This window comes from Candidatus Diapherotrites archaeon (genome assembly GCA_030688545.1).
Lineage (GTDB): Archaea > Iainarchaeota > Iainarchaeia > Iainarchaeales > VGJJ01 > VGJJ01.
The window spans coordinates 94,164-113,662 of record JAUYHT010000008.1; the positions used below are offsets into that span (position 1 = coordinate 94,164).

The 19,499-nt window shown below is 46.9% G+C and carries 21 protein-coding genes and 1 tRNA gene; 15 read left to right on the forward strand and 7 right to left on the reverse strand.

The features are described 5' to 3' along the window. Positions 1–79 precede the first annotated feature (79 nt). The 5 genes from Q8P05_05965 to Q8P05_05985 all read left to right on the forward strand — a co-directional run bounded on the left by Q8P05_05965 (position 80) and on the right by Q8P05_05985 (position 4,848). Positions 80–1,156: a DNA double-strand break repair nuclease NurA gene (locus Q8P05_05965; GenBank protein ID MDP2667017.1), complete on the forward strand. Its 1,077-nt coding sequence runs from the start codon at positions 80–82 to the stop codon at positions 1,154–1,156. Positions 1,157–1,230: 74 nt separating this feature from the next. Continuing rightward, positions 1,231–2,787: a DUF87 domain-containing protein gene (locus tag Q8P05_05970; protein ID MDP2667018.1), complete on the forward strand. Its 1,557-nt coding sequence runs from the start codon at positions 1,231–1,233 to the stop codon at positions 2,785–2,787. 223 nt (positions 2,788–3,010) lie between these two features. After that, entirely contained in the window at positions 3,011–4,300 is a 1,290-nt protein-coding gene (locus tag Q8P05_05975; protein ID MDP2667019.1) for a hypothetical protein, read from the forward strand. Between the two features lie 49 nt (positions 4,301–4,349). Beyond that, entirely contained in the window at positions 4,350–4,571 is a 222-nt protein-coding gene (locus Q8P05_05980; protein ID MDP2667020.1) for a DNA-directed RNA polymerase subunit K, read from the forward strand. 1 nt (position 4,572) lies between these two features. Continuing rightward, the gene (locus Q8P05_05985) at positions 4,573–4,848 is read left to right on the forward strand and encodes a hypothetical protein (protein ID MDP2667021.1); all 276 of its coding nucleotides are present in this window, start codon (positions 4,573–4,575) and stop codon (positions 4,846–4,848) included. Here the strand turns inward: Q8P05_05985 and Q8P05_05990 are convergent. Then, positions 4,842–7,205: an SMC family ATPase gene (locus tag Q8P05_05990; GenBank protein ID MDP2667022.1), complete on the reverse strand. Its 2,364-nt coding sequence runs from the start codon at positions 7,203–7,205 to the stop codon at positions 4,842–4,844. The genes Q8P05_05985 and Q8P05_05990 overlap by 7 nt on opposite strands. A 123-nt stretch (positions 7,206–7,328) precedes the next feature. Here Q8P05_05990 and Q8P05_05995 point away from each other — a divergent pair, with 123 nt between their 5' ends. Then, positions 7,329–8,483, forward strand: coding sequence for an ATP-binding protein (locus Q8P05_05995; protein MDP2667023.1), 1,155 nt, complete (start codon positions 7,329–7,331; stop codon positions 8,481–8,483). On the opposite strand, the gene Q8P05_06000 is transcribed toward Q8P05_05995, so the two are convergent. Both Q8P05_06000 and Q8P05_06005 read right to left on the reverse strand, forming a co-directional pair. After that, positions 8,480–8,740: a hypothetical protein gene (locus Q8P05_06000; protein ID MDP2667024.1), complete on the reverse strand. Its 261-nt coding sequence runs from the start codon at positions 8,738–8,740 to the stop codon at positions 8,480–8,482. The genes Q8P05_05995 and Q8P05_06000 overlap by 4 nt on opposite strands. Before the next feature lie 12 nt (positions 8,741–8,752). After that, positions 8,753–8,917 (reverse strand): RNA-binding protein, encoded by a 165-nt coding sequence (locus Q8P05_06005; protein ID MDP2667025.1) that lies wholly within the window; start codon positions 8,915–8,917, stop codon positions 8,753–8,755. Between the two features lie 104 nt (positions 8,918–9,021). Between Q8P05_06005 and Q8P05_06010 the strand changes: the two genes are divergently transcribed. From Q8P05_06010 to Q8P05_06030, 5 genes are all read left to right on the forward strand, one after another. Continuing rightward, a tRNA-Arg gene (locus Q8P05_06010) sits at positions 9,022–9,096 on the forward strand. A 65-nt stretch (positions 9,097–9,161) separates the two neighbouring features. Continuing rightward, positions 9,162–10,541 carry a site-specific integrase gene (locus tag Q8P05_06015; protein MDP2667026.1) on the forward strand — a complete coding sequence of 460 codons (1,380 nt, stop codon included), beginning with the start codon at positions 9,162–9,164 and terminating at the stop codon, positions 10,539–10,541. A gap of 178 nt (positions 10,542–10,719) precedes the next feature. Continuing rightward, positions 10,720–11,073: a hypothetical protein gene (locus Q8P05_06020; protein MDP2667027.1), complete on the forward strand. Its 354-nt coding sequence runs from the start codon at positions 10,720–10,722 to the stop codon at positions 11,071–11,073. 66 nt (positions 11,074–11,139) lie between these two features. Then, entirely contained in the window at positions 11,140–11,235 is a 96-nt protein-coding gene (locus Q8P05_06025) for an NmrA family NAD(P)-binding protein (GenBank protein MDP2667028.1), read from the forward strand. 12 nt (positions 11,236–11,247) lie between these two features. After that, on the forward strand, positions 11,248–11,775 hold the full coding sequence (locus tag Q8P05_06030) for an NAD(P)H-binding protein (GenBank protein ID MDP2667029.1): 528 nt from the start codon (positions 11,248–11,250) through the stop codon (positions 11,773–11,775). A gap of 20 nt (positions 11,776–11,795) precedes the next feature. Here the strand turns inward: Q8P05_06030 and Q8P05_06035 are convergent, their stop codons facing one another. Genes Q8P05_06035 through Q8P05_06045 form a run of 3 tightly spaced genes read right to left on the reverse strand, consistent with a single transcriptional unit; the run spans position 11,796 to position 15,301 of the window. After that, on the reverse strand, positions 11,796–13,070 hold the full coding sequence (locus Q8P05_06035; GenBank protein MDP2667030.1) for an ABC transporter permease: 1,275 nt from the start codon (positions 13,068–13,070) through the stop codon (positions 11,796–11,798). 3 nt (positions 13,071–13,073) lie between these two features. Beyond that, positions 13,074–14,573 carry a hypothetical protein gene (locus tag Q8P05_06040; GenBank protein MDP2667031.1) on the reverse strand — a complete coding sequence of 500 codons (1,500 nt, stop codon included), beginning with the start codon at positions 14,571–14,573 and terminating at the stop codon, positions 13,074–13,076. 5 nt (positions 14,574–14,578) lie between these two features. Continuing rightward, a complete protein-coding gene (locus Q8P05_06045; protein MDP2667032.1) occupies positions 14,579–15,301 on the reverse strand; it encodes an ABC transporter ATP-binding protein in 723 nt (240 codons plus the stop codon). Positions 15,302–15,385: 84 nt separating this feature from the next. Between Q8P05_06045 and Q8P05_06050 the strand changes: the two genes are divergently transcribed. Next, positions 15,386–15,976 (forward strand): MarR family transcriptional regulator, encoded by a 591-nt coding sequence (locus tag Q8P05_06050; GenBank protein MDP2667033.1) that lies wholly within the window; start codon positions 15,386–15,388, stop codon positions 15,974–15,976. Positions 15,977–16,123: 147 nt separating this feature from the next. On the opposite strand, the gene Q8P05_06055 is transcribed toward Q8P05_06050, so the two are convergent. Further along, positions 16,124–17,071 carry a hypothetical protein gene (locus Q8P05_06055; protein MDP2667034.1) on the reverse strand — a complete coding sequence of 316 codons (948 nt, stop codon included), beginning with the start codon at positions 17,069–17,071 and terminating at the stop codon, positions 16,124–16,126. 75 nt (positions 17,072–17,146) lie between these two features. On the opposite strand from Q8P05_06055, the gene Q8P05_06060 reads away from it, so the two are divergent. The 3 genes from Q8P05_06060 to Q8P05_06070 all read left to right on the forward strand — a co-directional run bounded on the left by Q8P05_06060 (position 17,147) and on the right by Q8P05_06070 (position 19,373). Then, the gene (locus tag Q8P05_06060) at positions 17,147–17,275 is read left to right on the forward strand and encodes a hypothetical protein (protein ID MDP2667035.1); all 129 of its coding nucleotides are present in this window, start codon (positions 17,147–17,149) and stop codon (positions 17,273–17,275) included. A 138-nt stretch (positions 17,276–17,413) separates the two neighbouring features. Next, positions 17,414–17,623: a hypothetical protein gene (locus tag Q8P05_06065; GenBank protein MDP2667036.1), complete on the forward strand. Its 210-nt coding sequence runs from the start codon at positions 17,414–17,416 to the stop codon at positions 17,621–17,623. A 133-nt stretch (positions 17,624–17,756) separates the two neighbouring features. After that, on the forward strand, positions 17,757–19,373 hold the full coding sequence (locus Q8P05_06070) for a hypothetical protein (protein ID MDP2667037.1): 1,617 nt from the start codon (positions 17,757–17,759) through the stop codon (positions 19,371–19,373). Positions 19,374–19,499: the final 126 nt, after the last annotated feature.

Here is a 19,499-nt window from a genome sequence, read left to right on the forward strand (position 1 = left end):
CCTCCATGTTTTTAATGGGAATAGATGACGGGAGTCAGGTTTCCATGGACTTAAAAGCCTGGCACGCCCTAAAGGGAATATGGGTTTCCTGCAATGGCTGGATGAGGTTATTTCCCATATCCGACGGAAGCAAGCGGACCACGAGACCATAGGGAAAACCATTCGGGAACTCCCTCAAACGGTGGACCTGTCAGGGGAGGGGGCCCTCCGGAGACCCATGACCAAAGCGGGGGTGCAGGGGAAAGTAGGGGGAGTGGATTCAGGGTTTGTGTCCCAGTCATTCTATGCCATGGACCTGATGCTCGTGCGGGCAATGGGGGTGTGCTTCACCTATGAACAAGGGAAGATGGTGCGCGCGGAATATTGGCCGGAACACCCGGGGATGCCCCAGCCCATTGTGGATACGAAAGGATTGGAGCCGGATGAATTCAGGCGGTTTGTTTCACTGACGCGAGTAAGGGCCGAAATGGACCAGGCGAGGGAACTCATCGCGAGGTGCCGACCAGATGTCATGTTTCTGGATGGGAGTTTGATCCTGCACCCCGCAGATAAGCCTGGGAATGAGAGCAAGCTGAAGGAGGAATATGAGATAGCCATCCGGAGTGGGGTGGCCTTGTATTCGGCGGCGGAGAAAGCCAATTGTTTGTTGATTGGGGCAGTGGAAGACTCGCGATCGACGAGGTTGAGTGAGATGCTGCGGAAGCAGTACCCTCACCACCCAATATTGGGAAAACAATTGGGAAAAGAACTCCAGGACGCGCCCCTCATGGATAAGGTGTTGCACGCCGGAGAAAGAAGCATCGCTTTCCGTGTGGCAGAGGATATCATGAAACACCCCATCCTGATGGACTATCCATCCGAATGGGGGGCGCGGATGCACGCGAGCTACATCAAACCGTCCCCATGGGATTATCCCCTGCGGATTGAGTTCTTCAGCGGGAAAGAGGGGTTGACCGCGGCCGCGGACGCGGCAGCATCCCAGGCGTTTGCGCAAAGCAGCCTGCACAAGGAATACGCGTATCCCTCGGTGCTCATCGAAGCGGACATGCGGGCGGGACTCAAGCCGGAGGAAGTGGATTTGGTGAGCGACAAAATCTTTTCTAAGATTGGACGGCACACCATTCACTTGAGGCGAAGGGACCGGCGGCCGTTCTGACAAAACAAACAGGATGGTTATAACGGAAGTCCGGCATCCAAATGGTTAAAACAAGGAAGCGGGGTTTCTCTAGCATGGTTGACGAGACAATTGAAGTGGGGACGGTAGTGTCCACGCCCGAAAGCCCTTCCCCCACGCGGGTGGATTTTGTGGTGACCAAGGGGAAGGTGCATCGGGGGCAATATGTGGAAATCCCATATGGAGAGGGCACCATCATCGGGTTGGTGGAAAATGTGCTGAAGACCAATAAGTATTTCGAGCGGGCCGATGCAGTGAAGGAATTCGAGGCCCAGGGAGCCAAGCTTTTTGAACAATTTCCGGTGCATGATTGGGAATATACTCTGGCGCAGACCAACCCATTAGGATTGTTCACGGCTGAAAATAGGATCAAGCGCATGACCTATCCCCCTTCCCCGGGAAGCAAGGTGTTCATCGCCCACCCCACTAGTATCACGCGGTTCTTGGCCCTGGATATGGAGGCCGGGTTGGAATTGGGGGAAATGGAATTCCATCCGGTGAAAGTGAGGCTGAACCTATCCAAAATGTTCCAGAAACACGTAGCCATTTTGGCAGTTTCCGGCGCAGGAAAATCGTGGTCGGTGGCTTGCCTGCTTGAGGAATTGCTTAAACGGAAGAAAGAGCATGGGCGGATGGCCACGGTGGTGTTCGATGTGCACGGGGAATACACTAATTTTGCCCAGCCGGTAACGGAAAAAAAATATACTGATTTCTCGGGGAAGACCAAAATTATCCGGGCACGGGACCTGCGGATTGGAGTGCCAAAGATTAGCGCGGGGATGTTCTTCGCGCTGCTGCCCCATGCTTCCCCCGCGCAGAAGCGGGAGTTGATGAAAATCCTTGGGCACTTGCGTCAAAAAATGGTAGAGGGGCATGGGCCCTATGATTTGCAATCTATCAAGGAGGAGCTGTTAGGGGAACTGCAAGAGAAAGAGGGAAAGGAAAGCACGATTCAAGCATTAATCGGGTGGATGCATGAGTTGGAGAGCCTGGACCTATTCGGGAAAGCGGATAACCCATCTTTGCTTGATTTGGTGCAGCCGGGGATATTGACTATTGTAGATTTGAGTGATGTCATCCACCAGAGGAAGAAGCAGGTGATTGTGCATTATCTGGCGTCCCGGCTGTTTAATGAGAGGAGAAACAAAAATATCCCCCCCACCCTTATTGTATTGGAGGAAGCGCATAATTTCATCCCCAACCAAGTCAAGCGGGAGGAGAGTATTACTAAGAGTATTATGCGCACGATCGCCCGGGAGGGAAGGAAGTTTGGGGTGAGTTTGTGCCTTATATCCCAACGACCCATTCAATTGGATACGACGACGCTATCGCAATGCAATACGCAATTACTCCTGCGCATCACTAATCCTTACGACTTGAAACATATTGGGGAGAGTGCGGAGGGGTTGACCTCGCAGAGCATGGGAATGCTATCATCTTTACGCGTGGGGGAAGCCCTTTTGATTGGGGAAGCGGTGAACGCCCCCACTTTCTTCAAAGTAAGGAATAGGGAATCCCAGCCCTCGCGGCATGAAGGGACGCTGGAGCAAGCGGGGATTGCTTTTGAAAAAGGGTTAGAAAAAAATAGGAAAGAGACGGAAGATTTATTGTGAAGGAGAGGGGGAATTCCCAAACGAAATTTCTTATTATGTAGCATCAATATACATAACATAATTTCTTTTTTGTCCAAAATAGTATTTTTCTTTTATGTCGCAACAGAGGAGGAATTGAAGTAGATACTCCTGAATTCACAAAAACCTGTAACTCGCTCCACGGAACCAATGGCGGTTCACCCTTCCGTAGCGACTATATAAGCCGCCACCCAGGACCTTGAGAATGACTCCCCCTACGTATAGTCTGGTATCAGTGTCCACCCGCTCCGAGAAAAAAGGAGTGGAGGTCATCTTCGCTTCCCCCCAGAAGCGCCTATCCAAATTCTATCCTTTCTTCCCCAGCCTCTTCCTCCCGCACCACCTTCAAAATACATTCGATGAGCTCCTTCCCCAGCTCGACCTTCCCAAATATCAAACCATTACTCACCCTCATTCCCTCCAGGTGACGGCCACTCATTTTGAGGACCTCAAGCGCATCGCGCACGCGGTGTTCCAGCACACCGCCTATTATCCCTCCCTCCTCGAACCCGAGCGCCAATTCCTACTGCTTCAGGGATGGCGTTATTTCCAAGGATTCGATGACCACGGCAACCCCCTTCCTCACCTATTTGGGGACACCCGCCTGGACGAGATGACGGACAGCCTGCACCCCACCCTGAATGCGCTTCGCACGCACAACCCGCATGTGTGGAAAGACATTATGGAACGCCTCGCCCTCTCGCATGAATTGTTCATCCCCTATACGGCCGTGCCCCCCTCTCCCGAAGAGCGGTTGAACACTCTCCTCGAAAATCATTTCTTCACCCACACGCATGCCCAACCTATCACTCCCGGACAACGACTCACCACTTCCACTTGGAGCATGGGCGAAAGGGAATTGGCCAAGAGACGCGTATTTCAAACGCCCCTCGAAGGGGAAGGACAATGCGCCTGCTGCCGCCCCCAAATGGCCATCGAATCGCACGTGCATCCCGGGACGCTCGTGGAGGCTATCGCCACCCAGGATGGGGTGTACATCCACACCCACCAGGAAGCAATGAGCACTGCCTATGATACTACTCATGATCATTCCACTCGACGCATTTCTCATGCCCGGGAATGGGGATTACGCATCCTCCCCATTGGTCCCTTGCACCGGGAGGAAAAAATCCTTATTCCCCTCACCGATGCTCTCGCGGCCCACCACCAAGGATTAATCACCATTCATTTGCCCGAGAATGCCGCGTGGCATTGCCACCGCACTCCTTTTCTTCTCGCCCGGTTGAAGAACGCATTGGATGAGCGCCTCAGTTCCCACCAGACGCAGGAAACCATGCTCCTCCAGCCCTACCTCCAACAATACCAATTGGCCTTCACCCAGTATTCCCAAACCAACCCCACTGTCCAATTCCACCATGCCGCTTCCACTATCATCCAAAATCTTTATGGGGGCCTCGCCTGGCACCTGGTACAAGGACCCACCCCCTGGAGGGATGCCACCATGGCTCGCCTCCTCTCCCAATCCCTTCCCTGATCGCACGAAAGGGGTTATTTAAATACGTTTCTCCGGGGTCTTCTCGTATATGGAAGGCAAAACCATCCCCACACTCACCCGGTTTGAAAAAACGCGCCTCATCGGGGCGCGCGCCCTCCAACTCGCTTTCGGTGCCCCCACCCTGCTCGACACCAAAAAGATCACCTCCCCCTATGACCTGGCCAAAATGGAGTTTGACGAGAAAACCATTCCCCTATCCGTGGTACGTATGCTCCCCAATGGCCAGCAGATTAGGATTGAGGTGATCTGATATGGGAAAAGCCGTTCCAAAAGGGATCAAGAGCCGCGCCCATTTAGTCATGAAAGAATTTCCAGAGAACGTAGGGGTTGTATTCGAACACAACAAGACATTCCTCAATGAACTGAAACTCCCCATCTCCAAATGGACGCGCAATGTGATGACAGGTTTCGTCACCCGCACCAAGAAAAAAGAGGCCAAGGCCGCCCAACAAAAAGAAGATGCCCGCATCAAACGCGAAGCCAAAGCCCAACCCAAGACCGAAGAGCCAACACCCCCCGCTCAGTGAACGGGGGTCCCGCCCCCTAATGGTTTGAGCAGGGGGATGGTAATCCCATCCTCATCCTTCTCCCTCTGCAACACATACAAAGATCCGGTCGCCGCCTTCTCTATTTCCGGAGCATGGGTGATGACAAATACCTGATCCACCAGTAATGGGAGTCGCTCCCGCAGCATCATGGCCAGCATGTTCACGGATTTAGAATCCAGATTGTGCGTGGGCTCGTCTAAAATAACCCAACTCAATTGCCGCGTGAGCACGAAAGCCAAGGCCATGCGTAATGCCAGCGCGGCCGCGCTCCGCTCGCCCCCCGACAAAGCGGATTCTGCCGCCACCCAATTCCCCGACCGCTCCTGGAGCATGAGCACATAATCACTGTCCTCGATCTTCAATCGCGCGGTACGGAAATCCTGATAGGGGTACACTGAGGGCCACATCTCATCCAAAGCCGCATTAATGGCCTCCACCACGGACGTACGCAACTGTTCCTGCGTCACCTGCAACGCATGAGAGAAAATCCCCAACTGTTCCGTGATTTCCCCCGCGCGGGCGATACGAACCCTCACTTTTTCCTGTTCGCCCATCACCTTTTCCGCATCCCTCACACGCCCTTCTAACTCTTCCACCATCCTGAAAATCCAATCCTTTTCCTTTCGGGCGTTCCCCCATTCATTCTGGATTATGGATAATGCTTTATGCGCCTCCACCACCTCATCCTGTTCCACGGCGATAGCTTCCGCCTGTTTCTTTAGGTCATCCATCTCCACACCCAATTTTCCCAACTCGACCACGGATGTATGATTTTGCACGGCTTTCTCTAACTCCAGGACCTGCGTCCGCCATCCCTCCAATGCCTCATTTGAAATGGGGGGACCCATTGCCTCCACTTGCTTCTGAGCGGCTTCCCATTCAATAGTGGCCCGCCCCATTTCTTCTTCCGTTTTGATCAGATCGGCTTCTTTGCTGAGAAGAATATCCAACCGCCCCACATGGGATTGCAAACCCTTCATCACGGCATCCACCCCCGACATGTCCTTCCGAAGGTGTTCCTGCTCTTTCTCACTCGCCTCCAGTTCCTGCGCCAGTCCCGCCCGCCTTCCCACGATGTCCGCCAATAGCTGTTTCTTGTGCCCCTCCTCCATTTCCCGCTTGCACGTAGGGCATTGGGCATGAAGAGCTGCTAAACCTTTCTCTTCGTCCTCCAGGAAATGCATCCGCTCCTGGAGCACCTTGATCTTTGAATGGGCATTCTGGAGGGCTTGTTGAGCATGTTGCTGGCGCATCTCCAGATCATGCCTCTGTCCCATAATTTGGGTATGCTCCCCCCGCCATTCGGAAAATGTTTTCCCACTCAAAAATGAATGTGCCTCTCTAATCCTATTCTGCAGAAAATCGACCTTCTGCGCGGCCTTCACCATAACCTGTTCGCGCTGCCGATACAATTCTTGGGCGGCCAAGGCCGCGGTGGCTTGTTTGGATAAACCTTCTTTCGACTCCAGCAACAATGGCAATGCCTTCCCCGCCCACTGGGGATACGCGGACTCGAACGCGGCCACCTGCTCGCGTAGCATCTCCTGACGCGCTCGCTTCTTTTGGAGGATGTGATTCAAGGCTTGCGTCCGCTCCCATTTTATTTCCAATTCCTTTACCCGTTTTTCCTCACTCGCCACTTTCTCCCTGAAACCTGATTCCTTTTCCTCCCATTCCCGCATGGAGGACTGGTGCGCGCTGATCTTGAGACGCAGCGCATTCACATCCACCTCCTCCAGCATTCTGGAAAACTGCTCCAGGGAACGCTGATGACCCTCCATGCCCTTCCTGAAATGAGATACCACCGCATGGGCATTCATCCTCACCGTTTCATATTTCTGGAGGTCCAACAGCTCATCGAACTTCCTCTTCCTATCCCCCGGGTTCATCTTGAGGAAATAGTCCAGTTGGTTCTGCTCCGAATACACCGCGCGGGTAAACAATTCATACGAAACATCCAACTCCTTCTCGATACGCTCAGTGACTTGCGTGGGCTTGGGACCCGCGATCAAAGTCTCATTGGCCCACAACCTCGCCTCATTCGAGCCCGTGCGCTTAAGGAGACGCTCCACCTTGTAGGCTTTTCCATTAACCGAAAAACAGACTTCCACCCGCGCCTCGTCCATGGGAACAGGCTTACGCATCAGCACATCCTCCCCATTCAGGCGATTGGATTTTAAGGCAGGAAATGTGCCGAACAACCCATAACACAACCCATCCGTCACACTGGTCTTCCCCGACCCGATGACTCCCACCAGGACATTGGTGCCCTTCCTAAACTTTAATGTAGACTCCTTGTGGGTGCGCCAGTTCTCTAAGGTAATGGAATCAATCATGCATTAGCACTACGGCCCTTCAGGATTAATAGGTACCGGAACCTATGGCGTTTTCCCAAAAATAGCTTTAAAAGGCCAATGAATCTTATATTATCATTAAACAATTTTAATTAATGATTGTATATGACCAACCCTTACGACCCACAAAACCCAGCCAAACCCGATTATTTTGGTGGACGCAAGCACATCCTTGAAATGGCCATCCAACGCATCGAAAAAGCATTGATGCAACGCCAATCGGGAGGAATCATGGTGTATGGTCACCGGGGAGTTGGGAAAACATCGCTCGTCCATAAAATAATGAACCTAACCGATAAACAAACTAATAATGAAGCCATCACTATATACCGTCGCCTTGGAAAAACGATTTCGGACACGGAGCTATATCAGATTCTAACCGAAGAACTCATCGAAAAAATTGATTATAGAAAAAATCTCATCGACAGGACAAAGGATGCCGCAAAGAAACTAAAATCGATAAAAGCCTATGACATCGAGTTTGCAATTACAAAGGAATTCAAACAGAAAAGTCCCTTTCACCAGTGGCGCGCGCTAATCCGCGACATCAAGAATGTCCCTTTTATTCTCATCGCAATTGACGATGCCGATCAGCTATCGCATGAAGCATTAGGAGAATTGAAAACGATCATAGAAGATCAGAAGAACACTCCGGTTTTATTGCTTATCTCTGGAGGGATTGAATTCGAAAATAAATTAGTGGACGATTATTCCCCTATCGCGAGAGCCTTTTCCGGCGCTGCTTTCAATCTAAGCGAATTCATTCTAGAAGAAACAAAGGAGGCACTTGAAAAACCAGTGCTTGGAACCACCACAAAATGGGACGTTGAAGCCATCCACGAGGTACAAGAATTATCTCGCGGTTACCCTTATCTTGTCCAATGCATTGCCAGTGCGAGCCATTTGGATAGCGGGATTATCACCCGAAAGCGCGTGATCGAAAAAATCGATGCCGCATTGAAACTAGGAAGCCCGTGGTTGAATCACGAACTTCAAAAAGCTTCAGATCATGACATAAATTGTTTTCTGCGAATAGTTGATTTAGATAAGGACATTTTCAAAAGTAATGAGATGACAAAAGTAGGAATTCAACCAGTATATATCAGCCGACTCATCAATCTAGGAGTAATCGAACAGATAAACCGCGGGAGATACCGCTTATTGAAGCCACCCATCGTTGCCTTCTACCATAGTCTCAAACGAGGATTAATCCCATCTATAAATAGAAAAGGAATGCAGGGGAAACTACCGACCAGTTAAACCAGGGTCATGCCTTCCACTTCAGCGTTCTCCACCGAGGGAAGGGATTCGATTTCTTTAGTGAGGGCTTCCAAGGCCCCATCCTGCTTCTCGGGAATCAGGTACCCGACTTTCAACACGATGATTCCAAAGCCCACTTCCACCCGTTGAACGTCCTTGAAATCCCCATTGGCCACGGCCTTCAATTCCTTCTCCGTGACCTCTAATTGTTCCAAATCCTTAGGATTCACCTTGTAAATGACAAACGTCTTACCCATATGGAAATCTCCCTACGGACCCACGAATTCGCCCTCTTTGCAGGCGAAAGAACGCACGGTTTCCCGACACCGCTGACAGCGAACAATCTTTTCCTTTTCATGCACGGGGCACCGGAATTCGATATAATTCCCCATCACCTGGGTGTTGCAGGACGAACAGATCTTCATAGAACTCATGCCCTCCCCAACGTTTAAAAACGGAACTCAGCCCCTGGGCCTCCACTTGGGGGCGGGGTTGGTTTAATACCCCTTCTCCTTCTGGATACTGAAAGGAAACGGCTGGCCCCGTAGCTTAGTCTGGATAGAGTGTCGGGCTTCGGACCCGAAGGTCGGGGGTTCAAATCCCTCCGGGGTCGCTAAATCGTAAAGTCAACGTGCGCTAAAAGTCTTTTTAGGGAGCAACCGCACGCAGATGATATGAATGCCCCCAAAACCAACCGACAATAGCATACACGGATACCACGAAAAATATCACAGAGTCCTCTATCAACTCTTTCCCGACAAATTCCCAAGACCTATTCCAAAGAGAGAAGGCGTATCCAAACAGATAGAACCCTTTCAGATCAATTTGATCAACAAGAAAGTTCTATATGATCTATACTTGTTTCAAGAAGCATCCGACCAAACAGGGGTTGCTCGACGATGGACACTCTTACGGCTCCTATCCAAAATCAGTCTCCTGCTAGAAGAGACTGACGGGTTTTCAGGGGACTTACCTGAAAGGACATTCCAAAACATGCTCTCGCATGAAAAAGGAAAAGAAATTGTCCTGCAACTCGCCAACAAAGTACGAAGACAAACACAATGGAACCGAACAACCGAAAACTTTCATCTTCGTGCACTCAAACAGCTCCTTCGACACATGAATGGAGGCGATTCCACTCCACACTGCATCTCATGGCTTAAGTTCAAACGAAAAAAGAATGATTCGGGAGAAGATCCAAGCAAGGCACCCAAATTGATTAAACGAGAAGACATTATCACCGAACCAGAAATGGCAAAACTCTATGAGAATGCTTCGCACACCATGATTAAATGTGCACTCGCCTGCTTATGGGAAGGATTACGTGCCTCCGAATTATTGAATTTGAGAAAAAAGAGCGTTACCTTCGAAGAAAATACGGTCAACCTTTCAGTCCAAGGAAAGACGGGCTCTCGAATCGTAAAATCAGCGACAGGTGCACGATACATTCGTGATTGGTTAAGCCAACATCCAGATCCTTCCCCCGATTCGTGGCTCTTTGTGATCGTTTCAAACAAAAATAAGGGTCAACGTTACGGATATTTTCCATTGGGAAAAGAAATTCACAACACGCTTCGTCGAGCTGGCATCATCAAGCGCGGAAATTTGCACGTGTTCAGGCATTCACGTGTCGTTGACATGCTTCTCAAAGGATATTCCCCCGCTATTATCCAAAAAGTGATGGGATGGTCAAGCTTAGATATGCTCCAAACCTATGGCCATCTTGTCGATGTGGACGCTCACAATGAAGTTTTACGAATTGAATTAGGAGGAAAACCAAGAGAAGCAAAGCCTTCCATTTTATCCGCCAGAGTTTGCCTCATTTGCTCAAAAGAAAACGATTTGAGTGCAGATAGCTGCGTGAGATGTTCCAATGCTCTAACCGACAAGGGCCTTGTCGAAAAGAACCGAGAATACCACGAGCTAAAAGACAAAGTTCAGGAACTCCAAGAAAGCATGAGTCTTCTAACTGCTTGGATGAAACGATTTGGCAAAAGTGAGCCATCTCCAAGAGAAGCCAAGGAATTTCACGACGAATGGATAAAAACTATTGAATAAAAATATTCAACAGAGCCGGACCTGTTGAAAAATAAGGCCTTTTAGAATCGAGATTAAAACAGGTTTGTGAACTATAGATAGTATGGTTAATGCTCCTCCGCTTCGACATGTAGTGAGACAACACTTAGATTCAAGGGTTTTGTTACGACTGCGTCTTTTTTTGTTGATTATAGTGGTTATGGCTGGCATTGTTGTGTATGATATTTACTTGGGTGTTTCCGAACTTGTTTTTTTCATCCCCATACTTATCATTGGATTTGGGGTGGGACTGTTTAGCAGTCGCATGACCAAATTAAGCTGGAACAAAGAAAAGGGAAAAGTCGTGGGGCAGATGGACGCAATAGGAATTGTCGTATTGGTGGTTTATATTGGGATAGAGGCAAGTCGGGAATGGATTCTTAGTCAATGGGTTGAGGGTCTTCTTTTGAGCGCATTGGGATTTGCCTTTATTGGCGCGGCCATGGCCGGACGCTTTTATCAAATGCGGATAAACATTTTGAAGATTCTCACAGGGGAACAGAAACTAAATTAGCATATTCAGTGCCCTGAGACATCGGCATTAAAAATATTAGATGCCCGATATTTGCGAGGTGGTAGCATGAGAATTGCATTATTTGGCGCAACAGGGAAAACAGGAATGAACATTGTTCGGCAGGCGCTCGAAATGGGCCATGAAGTAAAAGCCTTTGTCTGAAATCCCGCGAAGATGACTATTCAAGATGACAAACTTTCATTGGTTGAAGGTAACGTTGTAGATTCGAAAGCAGTAGAGCAAGCGGTTGAAGGGAGTGATTTGGTTATTTCTGCTCTCGGTCCGACCCCTGATGCGAATGAGATGATTCTGGCAAAAGGAACGGAGAATATCATAAACGCGATGAAAAAAAACGATGTAAAAAGGTTGATTGTAGAGAGTTCGTGCCCTCTGTCTGGATCACCTGAAGGGATGGCTTTTCTGAAAGGATTTGGTATGACCGATGATAAGATAGCATCAGTCAGACCCATGATTGACGACAAAATTAGACAAGAGACCATTGTTAGGAAAAGCGGATTAGACTGGACAATCGTTCGACCATTAGCTCTAACAGACGGACCAAAAACCGGTACGTATCGTGCAGGAGAAACACTAAATATCAAGCAAACGGATAACATCTCGCGAGCAGACGTCGCGGACTTCATGCTAAAAAGTGCAAAAGACAATAAGTGGGTAGGTAAGATAGTTGTGGTTGCATATTGATACGAAAAAATAATATTTCCTTATTCGTATCGCAGCGCTTCAATGGGTCTTAACCGTGATGCATTCATTGCGGGAACGAGACCTGCAATGATTCCGATGATCGTTGATAGAGTGATTGCAATAATAATTAATTCGGGTGAAACAAATATAGTGGATCCCTGTCCCCCCGGTACTGATAAGAGGCCGGTACTCGATACGCCCACCGAAGCGAGTGTGCCTAAAATGACTCCAATAATTCCCCCTACTAATCCAAATAATCCCGATTCCATTACAAAAAGAGTTAGTATTTCATTGTTGGTCGAACCCAATGCTTTTAGGATCCCAATTTCTTTCGTTTTTTCCAGGACGGAAGTAAACATACTATTGGCCACACCCAACGCTCCCACGATCAATGAGATGGCGGCAATGGCGCCTAGGAATAGGGTGAGTGTTCCAGTGATAGCACTTACTTGCTCCTGAAGTGCTTGCGAAGAGGTAACCGTAAAATCTTGATTTCGTTCCGTCACTCTTCGAGATATTTGTAAGGAGGCAGTAAGGTCATTTACCGTTTGATCAACCTGTTCGGAGTCCGAAACTTTTGCTTGAATGCTCGTATACGTATCGCGATTAACATCATCCGACAATACATTCCATGCTCCATTCAAGGTGGTATAAACAGTTGAATCGCCCTGTCCAAATCCACTTCCGGACGGCGAAAGAATTCCCACCACCGTGAAGGGCTTTCCTTCTAACGTGATAGTCCTCCCCAATGTAATGGGTTGCTTGAACACAGTAGTAGCAACGTTCGTTCCAATCACTACCCCGACAGAATCACTCGGCGTAAGAAAACGGCCAGCGGACAAAGTTAGATTGGACGTCTGAGTCCACGTGACAGGATTAACACCCTGAAGACTCACATTAGTCGTTTCACCCAGAAAAATAATTTCGGCTCGTCCAGAAACGATTTCAGTGACAGCCGTAACATAGGGATGAGTGTCAATAATGATGGCATCTTTCTTGGTAAGCGTGGGCGCCTCGTCCGTGGAAGCAGTAGTTGTCATACTGACTCCCCCGCCTCCTCCCCGAAAACCACCACCAAATCCTTGTGCACGGCTGAAGCCCGGAGTAACCGTAATAATATCGGCTCCAAAACTGGAAAGTTGTTGGGTTACACTCGCTTGCGCCCCTTCTCCGATGGAGATGATTGCCACTACTGCCGCCACTCCAATAATGATTCCCAACAAGGTAAGCCAGGATCGAAGCCGACGATGGACAATACTGTTTAGCGAGAGCGCAAAGGAATCCGCAACTTTCATACCTTACCTCCGTTCCGGTTTTCGCGAATCGGATGATGTACGACCTTTTTCAAGTTCCCCTGATTGAAAGAAATGGATAAACAAACCAGCCGATACAACAGCTGCCCCCAGGACTGCAAGTTCATTTCGACCGAGTAGGAAAATGGCTACCAGAAATAAGATTATCACTCCTATTATTCGCACGGCAAGCGCTTTCCAATCCTTTTTGGCACGCCATTGATTGTAACCAATTCCCCCTCCCACGAGAAGAATCAATAACCCCCATGCAATCAAAGGGGATGCGCCGGTAGGGACGGGAGTAGTATTCGACCCATTTCCAACCGAGGTTGCAGGTAACGAAATTGTTTTTTGTACGCTTTGTCGTTCTCCCGTGGTATCCGTGTAGGATATCTCCATCTCCAGCGTGCGTGGGATCAATTCACTTGTTGGAGTGGGGCTGCGCGAAACACTTCCGGATGAAGTAACGCTATTCGGAGAAGATGATGGAGTGCTTTTGCTGGCTAAGGGAAACGTCGCAATCGTGAAATCCCCTTTATTGAGATTACCCAGGATCGAGACATTGCTTCCTCCGCTTGAACTTCCAAGAGGAGTTAAAAGTTTGGCTACGACTGCCCCTGCATTGTTGGAACCAATATTGGCAATGCTCACGGATAATTGTGTCGCCGTCATTTCGGCACTCACTTCAAAATCAGTAGTGCCTCCTACAATGACTCCTATTTCCGAGCTTTGTTCCTGTGTTCCATTGCTATCAATGAAGGATAAATCAATCGTCAAAGGGTAAATTCCTGTGGCAATGTTAGGATCGGCTGCTACCGTGTACTGGATATTGACTTTTTCTCCCGGCTGGATAATGGAAATGTATCGTTTGTTGTCCGATCCAACGGGTAAAATCAGTGAGCTTTCTTCAGCCCATGAAAAAGAAATATTTGAGATGGGAGACCCACTTACGTTAGTTAAAGTAAAGATAACATTCGTTTGGTTTCCAGGATTCACGACGCGCGGTTCCAAGACAACGTCAATATTTTTCTGCACGCCGGTAACGGGAACAATGATTTCATGCAGTTCGGTTACGGGAAGTCCATTTCGCAAATAGGAAAGGGAAAGGATTACGGGATAATGCCCAGGTATGGTATCTTCTTTGACGCGAAATGAAAAAATGAGTGTTTTGGTTGCACCAGGTGCAATAGCGGATTCGACATCTGTTAGACTTACTGGTTCAAATTGATCTCCCACATCCAAAAAGGCATTCAAATCTTGAATGGTAATACTGGACCCTTTGTTATGGATGTCCACTGCAAGACTGACGGTGTCTCCTGCGTGGATAGTGCTTGGAAGAAAGTTGGTCTTTTGAATTTCGGCCAGGAAAGCAAACTCGCCCGGAAAATCTCCAAGTTGCGCATGGACGGAGGATCCTGCACTCAACAAAAATAATCCTAAAATAAAATAGAACACAGGATTCCTACTCCATTGGCGTGTCGTTGTTTTTCCATCTGCATCATTCATTTGTTTCATCTCCCTGTCCTATTTTTTCCATCATAATGAATTTGACCATCTTTCAATTCAATGACACGATCCGCATACTTGGCAATATCCGATTCATGCGTAACCAACACGATGGTTTTTCCTTGCTTGGCATGAAGGTCCTCGAAAATATCCATGATCTCATAACTCGTTTTCGAATCCAAATTTCCGGTGGGCTCATCTGCCAAAATCATGGATGGATCGGCCGACAAGGCGCGCGCTACTGCCACGCGCTGGCGTTCTCCTCCAGAAAGCTGGGAAGGATAGTGTTGAATTCGATGGGATAGGCCGACTTGATCCAGAAGCTTGGTAACGGTCGTATTGATTTCATTTTTCTCAAACTCATGAATGCGCATGGGCAAAGCAACATTCTCAAAAACATTAAGGGTAGGATAAAGATTGAAAGTCTGGAATACGAAACCAATGGCTTTCCCCCGAATGCGTGAGACTTCCGATTCGGAAAGAGCGGAAATGGACGTTCCTTCCAGGAGGATTTCACCTTTTGTCGGAATATCCAATGCCCCTACCATATTCAATACGGTGGACTTTCCAGAGCCGGATGCTCCCATAATAGCTACAAATTCTCCTTTTCGGATCGTAAGACTGATTCCTTTTACGGCTGGAACCTGCACCTGGTCCATCTGGTAGATTTTCCAGGCATCTTTAATCTCCAAAATAGGGATATCCGTAGAAAATCGTTTAATCGCCATACTTTATATGGGAGTGCAACCATTAATAGATTGACCTGTAACGAGATGTAACGAGTAATCTCTTCAATTGAAATAGGGTGAAACATGAAACAAGCTGAAACGATTTATAAAACCAAAAAAAGATACCTTGCACTAATGATTCTCTGTTTCTTCTACGGAGGATTCACCCTTATTATGGCGCTGATTGTGGGATATTCTACTTTCTGGAGAAGCCAAATCGCCGATCCGAGTCTATTCCAGCGTAGTATCTTTGATCGTGGACCTGCTGATGCCAATCGCTTTTTACCCCCGGATTTTAATCGCGCATTTGTCGAGCGCCTTCCCCTCGATCCTTTTTCAATTCTCACATCGCCCCCTATTTTGCTTTTCATATTAGGTGGGGTTCTCTCTATTCTTGCAGGGCTAGCTATTTGGAATTTGATGAGAGAAAAGGAAATTAAGAAAATCAGAGAGGAAACGGCAAATCACTTGTTGCTTCCAGAAGAACTCCAAGTGTTGGAAGCCTTGAAGAAATCCAACATGGAATCCACACAATCTCGAATAACAGCAGAAACAGGATTGAGCCGTGTCCAGGTGCATCGCGTGATCAACCGATTGGAGGCCAAGGGAATCCTCGAAAAGCACAAGTATGGACTGACAAACAAAATTATTTTGAAAAAAGAAATATTCGAATAAACTCAGAGTGCAAGCGCTGCTGTTTTTTTGCCTGATTGCATAGGCATATGCCCTTCCCTCCGTTGAAAAGGGAAAGGGATACACCATTTGCACTTTCTTTACCCGCCATTAAAAGACAACCCCGGAGCACCTTTTCACCCTTGCTACCTAATTATTCCCAAAGTCTGAATTCTCCAAGAGGTCTTTGGATTCTTTTATTTTGATTTCCTGATCAAAGTGGTTCAATCTGTGGAGAACTCTTTCGAGCATTATTTGGTCTCTTTTCTCACTGTATATTACGTGGAGTATGTTATTGATTGTTTGGATGGTTTTTTCGTCGAAGTTGGCTTCTCTTCTATTTTGGATGTCGGAATATGCAGACAGGAGGGTGTTGAGCAGTATGTTTTGTAATTCGGTTGAGATGTAGTTTACATAATTGAAGTCGTAGTCTCTTCGTCTCAGTCTTTCCATTTCTGTTTTTTGCATTCTTTCCTTAGCTTTTATTTCCATTTGTTTCAGTTGGTTAATTCCTTCGACTTGCTCTTGAAAATAGGCGGCCTCTTCGTGGTTGTTCTTTTTCTTCATTTTCTTAGCAAGAATGCGCATTCCTTTGGCGGCGTGTCGTTCTTGCCGCTTGAGGTGCGTAATAAAATATTTTCTACTGAATTCGACTTGTCTTAATCGGTTGTTCCACGTTTCCATCATTAACTGTTTTATTTTTTCAATCTCAATCTCTTGTAAAGGGCCAAGAGTAATGAGAATGTTGTTGAAGAACGTTTCAATAGGGCTTTCTGTGATGAAATATTTTTTTCTTTTTGCGTCCGAACCAATTCTAATTCCCTGAAATCCTTTTCCATCTACATTAACGTGAATATTTTTCCCAATTCTTATCTCATTTTGAATAAGGTTTGTTCCTTCCAACTCTTTAAGCGCCAGTTGTATACCAGTGTCTTTTTTGGCGTCTAACAACTCGAATATATCTCGTTGGAAAAGTCCGTCTGGGAACAGTTCGAGCAGGTATAGCACGCGACTGATTCGCGGAGTTTTCAGGCAGGTAACCCACTTGGTAGTAGGTTTGGATTTTTCCCCTACTTTATTTCCGTCTTTGGACATCATCTATGTTCATTAGTGGCTTAACCCCTATAAATCTCCGTAGAAAATCAACAGTTTTTCTACGTGGAGGTGAGAACGGTGAAGACCTTTCAAATAACGGTTCCTGAAGCCTTAGATTCACGGCTCCAGGAACAAAAGAAGAGCTTTACCACCCGAAACGCCCTGATTCTCCACTTGTTGAATCGGGGATTGGAGGCCCAAAAATGAGTCAAAATCAGACGATTTTGAGGATCGTCAGGTTGGCCAAGGAAGGAGGGGCTGAAAAGTTCCGTTCGTGGGAGCTCAAACTCATCGAAAAATGAAAAATCCACTCCGACTAGGGAATGGAAAAATTAGGTTTTGGATATGGATAAGCAGCAAAAGCTCACTTTAATCTTTTCGGAAACGACTTTCCCAATTCGCGCGCGCTATTGTACGCAACGCACGGCTAAGTTGTATGGCGCGAAGAAGCTTTTCCAGCTTCTTTATTCTCAAAATCGACTTTTTCATGGAAGCATCGCAGTTTCAGAAGATGGCAAGCGCTACTTTATTTTTGAAACAGGGGTACTTGAATGAATCCACATCCTGTTTGTACGTTTTGTAATCAAGAAAAACCTCCATTCATCGGACTCGGATTCGAAATTTTCTGCCCGAAACATGCTGAAGATGTTGGAAAAGCACTTTTAGAATTCTCTAAGAAGGCGAATCCATGAATAGAAAAGAAAAGTCTTTGCGCATTCGCGGAGAATGGACTTGCAAACAATGCAATGAAAAGTTTTATGAAACGACCCAACCAACAGTTTGTAAATGTAGACGCGGAGATTTTTATTTTTCAGGATCGCGCGAAGAAGAAGTCGTCAAAATAACGGTGGAAGGAGTTCACTACGAGACTATTTGCGACGAAAACAATAATGTCTCCTTTGCATTTCTAACAGAGAGTGGATCGCCCAACATTACTGCATTTGTTGATGATGAGGACAAAAATATACGATTTGTTCCAATTTTTAAGAAAAAAATAATGAAAAAAGATGCAACAGTAGTGATTTTCCCTGAAATACCAGTCGAATATGGAAGCGACTCCGAACTAGTCCATGAAATCAAGAGCTTTATCCACCGATATTTGGATATTTCATCTGAACATGAGATGTTCGCGACGCAATATATTTTGCTTTCGTGGGTATACGAAGCGCTAACCACTATCCCTTATTTATCGGCCCGAGGAGACTTTTCGACAGGGAAAAGTCGATATCTAGATACCATTGGAGATCTATGTTACTTACCTATTCATGCGAATGGAGCAACAACCGATAGTCCAATCTTTCGTTTGATAGGAACTTTTGGAGGAACTTTGGTCGCAGAAGAAATTGACAAAGAAAAAAGCGACACAACCCAAATGCTAACAAAAATAATCAATCTCGGCTACGAAAAGAAAAATTCCATCCTCCGCTCAGACAAAGAAGATCCAAATGAAATTGAGTCATTTAATGTTTTTGGACCAAAAGTTTTCTCAAGGCGATTTGAATTTCAAGACAAAGCGACTGAGAGTCGATGCATTACAGAATTAATGTGCGACACAACAAGAGAGGATATTCCAATCCAACTCCCACAAAAGTTCTTTGAAGAACAAAAAGTTCTACGAAATAAATTATTGATGTTTCGATTACGAAATTTACAAAAAGTTGACCCAAATGCGATTGAAAAAATTCGCTTACCCAAACAACTAGACTCTCGAATAAGACAAGGGCTCGCAAGCTTTGCCATCTTGTTTCATAATAATGAAGAAATCTTCACACAATTTTTAGACTTCGCCAAAAAACACCAACTAAAAATTAAAGAAGAGTTATCCACGAGCATCGAAGGACAAATAGCCCAATTTCTTTTCGACTACAAAGAAGCACCAAAAGAACAGCAGGAAAAAATTCAACCCCAACTAATCGCTAAATGCTTAAGTGAAAAATCAAACAAACCATTAACCCCTAATTTTATCGGTGTTCGACTAAAGAGTTTGGGAGTAAAGACGGTTCAAGGACATGAAGAAGAAGGCGGAAAACGTAAAACCATTCGCCACATCGTTTGGGATGAACCACTTTTTGAACGAATATTTCTGAAATACTTGCCGGAATATTGGATTGAAAAGAATAAGGATTATTTTGATACTGAGGCCCAGAGTCTCGTGCCTGCTGTGCCAAACGTGCCAGTCGTGCCAAGCTCTATCCACCTGGCACAAGCGGCACAAGTGGCGCAACCAGCACAACGTTCACCCATTACCCATGAAACAGACCCTGAACCCAATTCAGAGGAGATTGTTCCTCGGGAGCTGATTTGATTGAAAAAACCTATTCGAGTTCACCGCGCTTGGCGGATATCTCCCGAAACCGATCAAGCCATCAAGAAATGGTCAAAGATCTTAGGAGTCTCCGAGACCCAATTTGTCGAATCCACTATACTAACT